Origin of the sequence: Streptococcus sp. HMSC36C04 (assembly GCF_001839535.1) — a bacterium.
Lineage (GTDB): Bacteria > Bacillota > Bacilli > Lactobacillales > Streptococcaceae > Streptococcus > Streptococcus hominis.
This window is the reverse complement of sequence record NZ_KV841601.1, coordinates 1-11798: the sequence shown is the minus strand read 5'-3', so window position 1 is coordinate 11798 and position 11798 is coordinate 1. Positions and strand designations below refer to the sequence as shown.

The 11798-nt window shown below is 42.0% G+C and carries 14 protein-coding genes; 2 read left to right on the top strand and 12 right to left on the bottom strand.

The genetic code is table 11. The annotated features are described in order from the left end of the window. Nucleotides 1-193 precede the first annotated feature (193 nt). From HMPREF3249_RS07035 to HMPREF3249_RS07000, 8 genes are all read right to left on the bottom strand, one after another. Entirely contained in the window at nt 194-829 is a 636-nt protein-coding gene (locus HMPREF3249_RS07035) for a Pr6Pr family membrane protein (RefSeq protein ID WP_022525347.1), read from the bottom strand. An 8-nt stretch (nt 830-837) separates the two neighbouring features. Continuing rightward, a complete protein-coding gene (locus HMPREF3249_RS07030) occupies nt 838-1176 on the bottom strand; it encodes a zinc ribbon domain-containing protein YjdM (RefSeq protein WP_003027463.1) in 339 nt (112 codons plus the stop codon). A gap of 199 nt (nt 1177-1375) precedes the next feature. After that, complete coding sequence (gene proC / locus HMPREF3249_RS07025) at nt 1376-2170, bottom strand: pyrroline-5-carboxylate reductase (RefSeq protein ID WP_037607627.1); 795 nt, start codon at nt 2168-2170, stop codon at nt 1376-1378. 4 nt (nt 2171-2174) lie between these two features. Continuing rightward, on the bottom strand, nt 2175-3437 hold the full coding sequence (locus HMPREF3249_RS07020; RefSeq protein WP_003027472.1) for a glutamate-5-semialdehyde dehydrogenase: 1263 nt from the start codon (nt 3435-3437) through the stop codon (nt 2175-2177). A gap of 13 nt (nt 3438-3450) precedes the next feature. Beyond that, on the bottom strand, nt 3451-4560 hold the full coding sequence (gene proB, locus HMPREF3249_RS07015; RefSeq protein WP_003041604.1) for a glutamate 5-kinase: 1110 nt from the start codon (nt 4558-4560) through the stop codon (nt 3451-3453). Between the two features lie 86 nt (nt 4561-4646). After that, a complete protein-coding gene (locus HMPREF3249_RS07010) occupies nt 4647-5543 on the bottom strand; it encodes an RluA family pseudouridine synthase (protein WP_003041610.1) in 897 nt (298 codons plus the stop codon). Beyond that, nucleotides 5533-5994 carry a signal peptidase II gene (gene lspA / locus HMPREF3249_RS07005; RefSeq protein ID WP_003027481.1) on the bottom strand — a complete coding sequence of 154 codons (462 nt, stop codon included), beginning with the start codon at nt 5992-5994 and terminating at the stop codon, nt 5533-5535. The genes HMPREF3249_RS07010 and lspA overlap by 11 nt, the downstream gene beginning before the upstream one ends. Beyond that, entirely contained in the window at nt 5991-6899 is a 909-nt protein-coding gene (locus HMPREF3249_RS07000) for a LysR family transcriptional regulator (protein ID WP_059220644.1), read from the bottom strand. The genes lspA and HMPREF3249_RS07000 overlap by 4 nt, the downstream gene beginning before the upstream one ends. A gap of 227 nt (nt 6900-7126) precedes the next feature. Here HMPREF3249_RS07000 and HMPREF3249_RS06995 point away from each other — a divergent pair, with 227 nt between their 5' ends. Together HMPREF3249_RS06995 and HMPREF3249_RS06990 are read left to right on the top strand one after the other, a co-directional pair. Then, a complete protein-coding gene (locus HMPREF3249_RS06995) occupies nt 7127-7384 on the top strand; it encodes a metal-sensitive transcriptional regulator (RefSeq protein WP_003024959.1) in 258 nt (85 codons plus the stop codon). 617 nt (nt 7385-8001) lie between these two features. Beyond that, on the top strand, nt 8002-8490 hold the full coding sequence (locus HMPREF3249_RS06990) for a prolyl-tRNA synthetase associated domain-containing protein (protein ID WP_049533390.1): 489 nt from the start codon (nt 8002-8004) through the stop codon (nt 8488-8490). A 48-nt stretch (nt 8491-8538) separates the two neighbouring features. Here HMPREF3249_RS06990 and HMPREF3249_RS06985 read toward each other — a convergent pair whose 3' ends face one another. The 4 genes from HMPREF3249_RS06985 to HMPREF3249_RS06970 all read right to left on the bottom strand — a co-directional run. Further along, nucleotides 8539-8835, bottom strand: a complete 297-nt coding sequence (locus HMPREF3249_RS06985) for a rhodanese-like domain-containing protein (protein WP_049533391.1) — start codon at nt 8833-8835, stop codon at nt 8539-8541. Next, nucleotides 8825-10480, bottom strand: a complete 1656-nt coding sequence (locus HMPREF3249_RS06980) for an FAD-dependent oxidoreductase (protein ID WP_059220642.1) — start codon at nt 10478-10480, stop codon at nt 8825-8827. The genes HMPREF3249_RS06985 and HMPREF3249_RS06980 overlap by 11 nt, the downstream gene beginning before the upstream one ends. 22 nt (nt 10481-10502) lie before the next feature. Beyond that, complete coding sequence (locus HMPREF3249_RS06975) at nt 10503-10808, bottom strand: rhodanese-like domain-containing protein (protein WP_003024970.1); 306 nt, start codon at nt 10806-10808, stop codon at nt 10503-10505. Nucleotides 10809-10999: 191 nt separating this feature from the next. Next, on the bottom strand, nt 11000-11798 hold a 799-nt coding region (locus tag HMPREF3249_RS06970), incomplete at its 5' end, for a mucin-binding protein (RefSeq protein ID WP_070496650.1).

Below are 11798 nucleotides of genomic sequence, written 5' to 3'. Positions count from 1 at the left end.
AATTTAATGATGTCAAAATATTTGCTTTTAAATTTAAAAATTATGAAACTTTTTATTTACTAAAATCTTGTATTTATTATAGATATCATATTTTTAGCTTAGTTTCAAGCAATTTATCTTTCGGAAAGAAAAAAGTCTGAAGAAAATTATTCAAAAAGAATGGTTTTCTTCAAACAGAATCTATTTTCAAGTATTAAGAAGACAATTTCCTACGCGAGGATAGGGACATAACCCCATAAAATAAGAAACCTGCTAACAAATAGCCGATAAAAATTTTAAGTGACCATTGCAACACATACGGCCAACCGTATTTTGGAATATTTAAGAAGAAATAAGCAAAAGGACTATCTTTTGCACCTGGAATAGACCATTTGATAATTAGGCCATTAAATAGAGCAAAAGCCAAATAAATCAAAGGCACACTCGTCCAAGCAATCGGGTCAAACCAACGATATTGTGAGCGTTTATCAAACAACAAGGTATCTGCTAAAAACCATAGTGGCACAATGTAATGACAAAGGAAATTTTCAAGTCGATAAAAATCAGTTGCAAGCGGTGCCAACATAAAATGATAAATGACGCATGTAATCATAATACACATGGTCACTCCGCCTTTTAGCCGAAACAGCGACTGCGTTTGCCAGCGTTGTTCAGAACGTGCCATTAGATAGAGCAAATAGGCCGTAAAAGCTGTAACAATCATGTTAGATAAAACTGTGTAGTACATCAGCATTCCTAAGCCACCATGCTTTGTGATTTCAAGGTAGACTCCTGTAAACCCTAACATAAACAATATCATGCGGCTATAAAAAATCACATTTCGCTTCATCATCAACCTCAAATTTTCTTGACAAACTCTGATTTGAGCTTCATCGCACCAAAACCATCAATCTTGCAGTCAATATTGTGGTCTCCTTCTACAATCCGAATATTTTTCACGCGCGTCCCTTGTTTCAAATCCTTTGGAGCACCTTTGACCTTTAAATCTTTGATGAGAGTGACGGTATCTCCGTCCGCAAGCTGATTCCCATTTGCATCAATTGCTCTGATGCGATTATCTTCTTCAACGATTTCTGCTGGATTCCATTCAAATGCACATTCAGGGCAAACTAACAGCAAACCGTCTTCGTAAACATATTCTGAGTTGCATTTTGGACAATTTGGTAATTGATTCATATTCTCTCCTCACTAATCACCAAGCATCTTGCCTAGAATTTATCATGTTTTTACATTTTACTATAAAATAGAAAATTTGACAAATTAAAGAAAATGACTAATTGTTAAAAGATACATTTCACCATATCAAACTTGAAGTAACATTCTAATTAATGGTTCATTCTTAAATTGCTGTAAAGACGTAGTATCATAAGTTTATTCATTTCCCCAGTTCCTGAGTGCGTTTATAAGATGCAGCAACGGCTTTGATAATGTTTCCTCTGAAAGCATCTGCTTCAAGACTCGCTACTCCCGCAATCGTTGAGCCTGCTGGGCTACAAACCTGATCTTTGAGAACCGCAGGATGTTGGCCACTTTCTTTGACTAATACCGCTGAACCTAAAAGGGTTTGATTCGCTAATTGCAAAGCCAAATCTCGTGGTAAGCCAGTTTGTACCCCTGCATCAGCCAGTGCTTCCAAAAAGAGATAAACAAACGCAGGACCACATCCAGCCACAGCAGTTGCCGCATCTAACTGCTGCTCCTTTAAATGAACCAACAAACCGGCAGGATCCAATAGTTCACACAACAAGTGTTCATCCTGCTCTGTTGCTTCATCTGATAAAGCATAGCTGATAACACCAGCACCAACTGCAACAGGCGTATTGGGCATTATCCGGATTAACCGATGTTGTGTAGGAACGAGAGCTTCTAACTGCTGCAAGGTCAAGCCGGCAGCCATAGAAATGAGTAAAACAGAGCTGCGCTTTTCCAAAATAACATGGTATTCTTGTAACAAATCCGCAAATTGAGTGGGTTTAACACCTAAGAAAATCACATCTGCTTGCTCAAAGATGACTTCGTTCGTGACAGGTTCGCCACCCACTTCATTCGCAATCTGCTTTGCTTTTTCTGAGCTTCGATTTGCGAGCAGGATTTGATGTTTTTTTTGCCTAGCCACTACACGTGCTAAACCGCCACCCATATTTCCTAAGCCGATAAATCCAATTTTCATGTTTTTACTCCCTAATTTGTCCTGAACCTTGCACAACATATTTATAACTCGTTAATTCTTTTAAGCCCATCGGACCGCGTGCGTGTAATTTCTGAGTAGAAATCCCCATTTCACAGCCTAAACCAAATTCTCCACCGTCTGTGAAACGTGTGGAGGCATTGACATAGACTGCTGCACTATCAACCTGCTCTGTAAAAATCGCTGCGCTGGTGGCATTGTTGGTAATAATGGCATCTGAATGATGTGTGCTGTGTTGCTCAATATGTGTGATAGCTTCTTCCAAAGAATCCACTACCTTTACAGCCATGATGTAATCTGAAAATTCGCTATCAAAGTCGCTAGGCTCTGCTATTTCCCCTGAGATGAAAGAGCGAGCTGTTTCATTCAATCGAAGTTGAACAGGTACTACCCCACGCGCTTTACGAACAGTTACTAAGCGTTCTTCTAATGTTGAGAGAAACTGGGAAGCAATTTCTTTATGAACCAAACAAACCTCCATTGCATTGCAGACCGAAGGACGACTGGTTTTGGCATTGTTGATAATCTCTAGTGCCATTTCTTGGTCAGCGTCCTTATCAACATAGATATGAACAAGCCCCGTACCAGTCTCAATCACAGGAACGGTCGCATTTTCAACAACCGCTTGAATCAGCCCCGCGCCCCCACGAGGAATTAGCAAGTCCAAATAGCCTTTTGCCTTCATCAAGATTTGAGCACTTTCACGACTGGTATCTGACACCAACTGCAAGCAATCATCTGAAATTGCGGTCTGACGAAGTGCCGCCTTTAGCGCGGAAACAATGGCAGCTGCTGTTTTGTGTGCCTCTTTTCCACTACGAAGGATAACTGCATTCCCGCTCTTAATGGCTAATGCGGCTGCATCAGATGTCACATTTGGACGACTTTCATAGATAATTCCAATCACTCCAAGAGCTACCCGCTTCTTAGTGATTTCTAGTCCATTTTCCAAATGAGAGACTTCTAAGATGTCTCCAACGGGATCTGGCAACGCAATCACTTGACGAATACCAGTTGCCATGTCTTTGATGCGATTGGCATCTAAATACAGACGATCCAACATGACCTCAGAAATATGACCTCTTGCTGCTGTCATATCTTCCGCATTGGCTATTAAAATTGCGTCCGTAGCTGCTTCTAAATAATCAGCCATCAAAGATAGAGCTTTATTTTTCTCAGTTGTTGAAGCTGTGTTAATTGATTTTTTTGCTTGCTTGATTTTCTCTAGTAAGCCTTGTGTACTATTCATATCCTACTTCCTCTTAAAATTCTGACAATAATAATTCCAATTCAGGCGTTAGTGAAATCCAATGGTCTCGGTGAATTACCACTCCCTTTGGTTTATTGGCTTTCAGCATATCTTGCAAAGCTGACTGCCCAAAACGAACACGTCCTTTTCCTAAAATGCGCTCTGTGTCCTTTTCATAGACGGTCACAATATCATCATAAGAAAAGTGTCCTGACATTTTTGAAATTCCTGAAACAAGTAAGCTCTTGCCTTGCTCACTCAATGCTGTGCTTGCTCCTCTATCCACCCAGATAGAGCCTTGACTGGTAGCGTAAAAAGCCAACCATTGTTTTTGCGTTTTCATATTTTTGGCTGAAGCAGTAAAAAATGTGCCATTTCCCTGATTTTCTGCGGCTTCGATGAGGGGTTGCTCTTTCAAAGAAGAGCAAATGTAAACAGGAACCCCTGCCATAGTGGCAATCGTTGCTGCTTTCAGCTTGGTCAGCATACCACCTGTTCCATTAGAAGAGCCTGCTCCACCTGCCATTTCAAGCAACTCCGTCGTAATCTCCTCTACCAAATCAAGGCGCTTGGCATCAGGATGATTGACTGGATTTGCCGTATAAAGCCCGTCAACATCCGTTAATAAAACTAACAAATCTGCTTGCACCATAGACGCAACCTGAGCGCTCAACGTATCATTGTCACCGACTTTCAACTCAGCAATGGAAACCGTATCATTTTCATTGATAATCGGAATGGCTCCTCTGTTAAGCAAGACAGAAATCGCTTGATGTGCATTTTTATAGCGTCGTTTATCCGCAAAATCATCTTGTGTTAGTAAAATTTGAGCCGAGACAATCTTTTTCAATAGCAGATTCGTCGTGTATTCTTCTAGCAACAAGCCCTGACCTACCGCTGCGGACGCTTGCTTGTCTGCAATTTTTGTCGGGCGTTTCTTAAAGCCCAAAGATGAGAAACCCGCTGCTATAGCTCCTGATGAGACTAAAATCACTTCGTGCCCTGCTTCATGTAGCATGGCTAACTGCTGAGTAATCACTCTCACTTTCGCTCTCGATAAACTTCCATCCTCATTTGTTAAAGAACTGGTACCGACTTTACATACAATTCGTCTATATTTCATAACCCTCTCCAAAGCTGATATATTGCATTATTATACCAAAATTTCGAGCAAAATAAAAAAGAAATGAAGCAGGAAAAGATATTCTCTCACTCCATTCCTTTTCTCAATTTCTCTAGTGTTTCTTGGAAAATAGCTGGCGCTTCTGCTGTAAATTTCATGACTTCTCCCGTCTTAGGATGAGTAAATCCAAGCGTTCTGGCATGTAAGAATTGTCCATGCCCTTTTAGCGTTTTCCGCGGTCCGTACACTTCGTCACCCGCTACTGGATGACCAATATAAGCCATGTGCACACGGATTTGGTGGGTACGACCTGTTTCCAACTGCAATTCTACCAGCGTATAATTGCCAAAACGCTCTAAAACGTGAAAACGTGTCACAGCTGGCTTTCCCTTTGCCGTGACAGCTTGTTTTTTTCTATCTTTTTCGCTGCGTCCAATCGGTGCTTCAATAACGCCTCTGTCATTCGGCAGATTGCCATGCACAATCGCCCAATATTTCCGCAGGGATTTTTTATCTTTTAACTCCTCAGCAAGCTTGATATGCGCATCATCGTTCTTGGCAATCATCAGCAATCCTGATGTATCCTTATCAATCCGATGGACAATTCCAGGGCGCAAAACACCATTAATACCGGACAAATCCTTGATATGGTACATCAGCGCATTGACCAGTGTTCCACTCGTATGCCCTGCACTTGGATGCACCACCATACCTTGAGCCTTGTTCACCACTGCGACATCTTCATCCTGATAAACAATATCTAGCGGCAGATTTTCTGCTACATACTCCAGTGCTTCTGGTTCGGGCAATTCATAAGTAATCACATCACCTGCCTTGACAGCATACTTGGCTTTCTTGACTTGCCCGTTGACTAAGATTTGTCCATTTTTGATTTGCTCATTGGCATGGCTGCGGGATAATGATGTCAAATCAGCAACCGCCTTGTCCAACCGTACACCGCCAATCTCTACTTTAACTTGCATTGTCCTCTTCCTTTAACATCATCACTATCAGTACAAGCACGCCAATCGTCAGATAACTATCCGCAACATTAAAAATTGCAAAATTGATAAAATCAAGCTGAAACATATCCACGACAAAGCCTTGGCGCATACGGTCAATAAAATTACCAATTCCCCCTGCAATAATCAAGCTCAAACCAGACAACAGCCAGGCAGAACCTTTAATGTGTTTGCTCAAATACCAAATAGCAGCTCCAATCACCACTAAAGTAATTACCGCAAACAACCATTGCTGGTTTTCCAGAATTGAAAATGCTGCTCCTGTATTTCGCAAATAAGTCAAACTCAAAATCTTTGGAATGAAGGGCTTTACTTCGCCTAATTGAATGTTTTTGACAATTTCAAACTTGACCCATTGATCCAGCGCAATCAAGGCTACAATCACAATTGGCACCATCACTTTTCGTTTCATTTTTTACCTCTTTTTGCAAAATATTCTTCCATCACAGCAACAAAAGCTGCACCGACCGGCGAAAGCTCTACTTCTTCGCGTTTGACATAAACCATACGGTTTTCCAAATTGTCTTTTAACCGAATCACCGTAATGCCGTTTACGCTATTGCTATCCAAAAATCCAGATCCTGTAGCATAAGCATCTGTCCGCTCCAAAATACCATTTAAAGTGGCACGGTCCGTCACATTAAATATCTGAGAACTGGCACTGGTGTCCACGAAATTCTCTGAGTAATAAAGATATTCGTCCTTTTCCTGTGTAAAACGAACTGTCGGCAGATCTGCTAAATCTTCCATAGTAAGCTCCTCTTTCCCAGCTAAGGGGTGATCTGCCCGTAGATAGATATGCGTCCGAAAAGGAATCAAATCTACCACTTCCAGCCCCAATTTATCAATCCGCTGCATCATTCCCTTGGTATTTTGATTGTTCAGATAGATAATGCCAATCTCGCTGTGTCCTTGTGCAACTTCGTTTAAAATCTGCACCGTTGTAGATTCAAAAATTCGGAAATTCTTACCTTTTGGATAGCGTTTAGCAAATTCTGTTATCAGAGGCGGCAAGAAATCATAATGCTGGCTGGCAATGGAAAATTCTGCTTTTTCTTCCTCTGGATTGGCATACTGATTTTGAAAGACATCAAATCCTTTAACCAATTCTTGAGCTTTTTCGTAAAATTCCATCCCTCGACGTGTCAGAAATGTACCGCTACTCGTTCTGCGAAATACTTTAAAACCCAGTTCTTTTTCTAATTCTCGAACCGCAATGGATAAACTAGGCTGGCTGACATACATTTTCTCAGCGGCTTCACGAAAGGTGCCACTATTGGCAATGGCTACAACATAGCGCAGTTGTTGAATATTCATCCTTTTATCCTCTTTCAAGTGTTTTATCATTATACCATAAATCAAGGCATAACTAAACCTTCATACACCCATGAAATCCAGTTACTAGCAGCTTTCTGCTCAAATAGAAACTCCATTGTAAGTGACACTCTATTTCTTTCATTATACCATGAAAAGGGCGGAGCGAGAACTTTGACAAAGAGGTCTATTCAAGATATAATGTAAAAAAATAAACTGAGGACAAGGACATGGCAAATTCAAAGCTTATTACGCGGCTGAAACGCTCCGAAGGACAACTGCGCGGCATTCAAAAAATGATAGAGGAAGAGCGCGACTGTGCGGACATTATCACCCAATTAACCGCTGTTCGCTCTAGTGTCGAGCGGGTCATTGAGTTGATGATTACTGAAAATCTCACTGAATGTCTCAATCACCCTTTGGACGACCCCGAAGCACAAAAAGAGCGACTAGAGAAAGCCGTCCAATACCTTATCAAGCGAAAATAACCTCAGCAGGCGACGAAAACTGCTGAGGTTTGTTTATTTACGGTACACAATATAAGGGATGATTCCAACTATCACTTTTTTAGAAAAATAGAACTGCACAATGAGCAAAAGTAGTTCTTAAAGGAGTGTGTCCGCCCGGCGGACGAAGTGAACCTGTTTCTAGGCAAGTCGTCAGCCCGGCGGACAGAGCAAACTTGTTTCTAGGCAAGCTGTCAGCCCGGCGGACGGAGTGAACTTATTTCTAGGCAAGTCGTCAGCCCAGCGGACAGAGCAAACTTGTTTCTAGGCAAGCTGTCAGCCCGGCGGACGGAGTGAATTACTTTTAGGACAGATTATCGACCCGGTCGACGAGGTGAACTGCTTTTAGGACAGACTAGCGACCCGGTCGACGGAGTGGACTGCTTTTGGGACAGACTAGCGACCCAGTCGACGGAGTGAACTACTTTTAGGACAAGCGGTCGAACCCGGTCAACGAGGTGAACTGCTTTTAGGACAGACTAGTGACCCGATCGACGGAATGGACTGCTTTTGGGGGCAGGTTGCCAACCATTGAAAGAAAAGTCCTCCTCAATATGGTATAATAAGAGTAATAAAACAAATCAAAGGAGGCAAGTAAAATGGACTTATACGCAAAAGTAGAAGAAACCTTGAACAAGTTAAACATTCCATTTGAAATCGTGGAACACGAACCGGCACTTACGACCGAGCAGGCAGACAGCTTTATCGAAGGCATTGAAGGCGTCCGCACCAAAACGATGTTTCTCACTAACAAGAAGAAAACCGCCTACTACTTGCTCATCATGGACGACAAAAAGCGCTTGGACATGGACTTATTTAAAGAACTGGTAAAAGCCAATAGAATCCGCATGGCATCATCTGATAGTCTATTTGAAAAAATGATGTTACCAGCAGGTGTTGTTTCTCCTTTTGGATTGTTAAACAATGTAGACAAAGATATTCAAGTCTATTTTGACAAAGAAATCATGTCAGAAAAACGCATGAGTTTTCACCCCAATACCAATGAGAAAACACTCTTTTTAAACACGACAGACCTACTCAAATTCCTAGAAGCCATTGGCTACGAAGCTCATATTGTTGAATTGTAATACGAATAAACCCGATTAAGACAGCACTTAATCGGATTTTCTTTTATTTTACTCCACCTCTCCGGGCCAGATATTCATGCCCCCAGCCACATTGGTCACATGCAAACCTTGCGCACTTAAAAACTGACACGCAGCCGCAGAACGTGCGCCAGATTGGCAGATGACATAGTATTTCTCCTGCTGGCTGAGTTGTTTGTAGCTCGTCTCAAAAGTGCTTAATGGCAGATTTTTTGCCGTCGGCACGTGTCCCATTTGAAACTCATAATCTTCTCGCACATCAAGAATGGATAAGGTTTCTGTCTGATATTTTTTATAAAATTCAGGCATACTGATGCTAGTTTCCATATTCTACTCCCTCTGGTTTTACCATTTTGTACAAGGCAAAAGCGCCGTCTAGGTTCTTAACAGAAAATCCTGCTTGTTTAAGAATGCGCTCAGCAATATAGCTGCGAAGTCCGCTATGACAGCTCACGATGTAGTCCTGCGACTTGTCTAGCTCTCCTAAACGCTCACGCAGCTCATTCAATGGAATGTGAACTGTATCTACTTTCAAACGACCTTGTTGAAGCTCACTGGCCGTCCGCACATCTAGGAACTTCTTACCAGCAGCTAGTTCATCTTCCAATTCATACCACTGGATATTGTCACTCAAACCTTCTACCAAGTTTAAGGCTGCATATCCCAGCATATTGACCGGATCTTTAGCAGAGCCAAACGGTGGCGCATAGGTAAATTCCAACTCTGGCAAATCAAAAATCGTTAGATTACCTTTGATAGCCGTTGCTAAAATATCAATCCGCTTATCAACGCCTTTTTTCCCAACACCTTGTGCACCATAAATTTTGCCACTTGTTGGCTCAAAGAGGAGTTTCAAGGTCACATCAGTCGCACCCGGATAGTAGCCAGCATGATCCTTACCACTGACATGAATAACTTGATAAGGCCGGCCATTCATACGAAGAATGCGCTCGCTCAGCCCTGTTGAAGCTGCCGTCATGTCAAATGCCCGAACAATAGCTGTACCAATGCTGCCTTTATTCTTTCGAGCTACTCCAGCAATCACATCCGCCACTTGGCGACCTTGACGATTGGCAGGCGAAGCCAATGAAATCAGTGCATCTTCTCCTGTAACTTCTTGCTTGACAACAATCGCATCGCCGACCGCATAAATATCAGGTTGACTGGTTTCATAACGCTCATTGACTAAGATACCGCCACGCAATCCCAGCTCAATACTTGCTACCTGTGCTAAAGCATTCTCTGGTTGCACCCCGACAGATAAAATGGTCACATCAGAAGCAATTTTTTGCCCATTCTCCAGCACAATGACCTTTCCCTTGTCCTCAAACCGCGTAGCAGACTGAGAAGTAACTACTTGAATGCCGTTTTTCAACAATTCAGCCTGAACAAAAGCAGCCATTTCTTCATCAAGCGGTGGCAAAACATGCGGTGCTTTCTCAACAATTGTCACATTCAAACCACGCTTACGAAGATTTTCTGCCATTTCAAGTCCAATGAATCCAGCCCCAATCACCACAGCTTCTTTTGGTTCTTTCTCCAAAGCTAACATAATCTCATCTAGGTCAGGAACATTACGTAAAGTATAGGTATTTTCAGCTGTTTCCAAACCTTCAATTGGAGGCACAAAAGGCTTTGCCCCCGGCGATAAAATCAACTTATCATAACTCTCTGTAAATTCCTTTCCGTCATGCCGAACCGTCACTATATGTTGATCTGGTGAGATAGCCGTCACTTCATGGAAAGGTCGCACATCTAAACGAAAGCGTGCCTTTAAACTCTCAGGCGTTTGCACTAACAAGTCTTCCCGCTCAGCAATTTCTCCAGAAACATAGTAAGGCAGACCACAGTTCGCAAAGGAAACGAATGGCCCCTTTTCAAAAATAATAATCTCAGCGTCTTCTTTTAGCCGTCTTAAACGCGTCGCTGCAGACATTCCACCTGCAACTCCACCAACAATGATAATTTTCATTCAACTTCCTCCTTTATCACTTTTAAACAACTTTTCCAGTCCAAGCACTCATACCGCCTTGAACATTGACAACATCGTAGCCTTTTTTCTTTAGCTTTTTGGCTGCCATTTTGCTCCGCACACCGGAATGGCAAATGACATACAGTGTTTCATTTGTTGCTGGCGTGTATCTTGCGATTTCATTGAGTGGGACATTCTTCGCGCCTTTGATATGACCACGCCGATATTCAGACGGTGTTCGTACATCTAGCAGTTGAATCTTCTCTTTTAATTTTTGTTCCAATTCACTTGTAGAAATACTATCTATTTTCGTAAATAAGTGAAACATAAGCACCTCCGTTTATACCCTTATGGGGTATATTAAACCATGAAGCTTTTCTTTTGTCAAGAATCTTGTTTCAATATTTTTATAAAAAAAGAAGCCCCACAAATCAACCACATTAGGTTGCTTGTGAAGCTTATCCTTTCTATCGAATGATTCAACCTTTAGATCACTTTTATATGTTTACAAAAGATTCATCAATCTTCTTTTTTTCGACGACCAATATAACCGAAAGCTGATAAAAGTAAACTTACGCCCGTCAGCGTTGCAAGCGTTGGACCAACTTGAGAATCACCTGTGCTTGGCAAGATTTCTGTTTTCGTTGGAGTTGCTTTTGTAGGAGTCGTTGGTACAACTGTCGGAGTAGTTGGCTTGTCCGGCGTTGACGGAACTACTGGAGGAGTTGGTTTATCTGGAGTTACTGGGATCGCAGTATAATAAACATCCTTAACCATATCCTCTTGAGTGACTGTTTCTGCCGAAACAGTTGCCACATCTACTGTGTAGCCTGGAATGACTGGAGATGGAACAGCATCATAGGTTGCCTTGTCAGCTACCCAATCCGTAGTCTTCACAACATCTCCCGTTACCTTATCTTTCGTCACCGTCCGTGTCCAAGTTGCTGTTTGCACATTATCGGCTGGCGTCTGGCTACCTGCTCCATGATAACGAACCGTCAAGCTCACTTTCTTGCTTTCTTGACTTTCTGCTGTGCCATGTTTCAAGTGAACCGTCACGTTTTGATCATGACTGCTATCAAGGTCGAACTTAGCTGGTAATTCGTCTTTAGAAACCAATTCATAGCCTTTAGCTTGATAAGCTGCAACCATTTGATCGTACTTCGTTTGTGCGTCAGTTGGTAGGTTTGTACCTGAATGACCTGTCGTCAATTCTACTTGGTTTTCTAAAGTCGTACCGGTTGTGTCATCAATAACTGTATAAGTCACTTTTTGTTTATTTAACCCAAACACTTCCTTATAAACGTACGTCACTTCC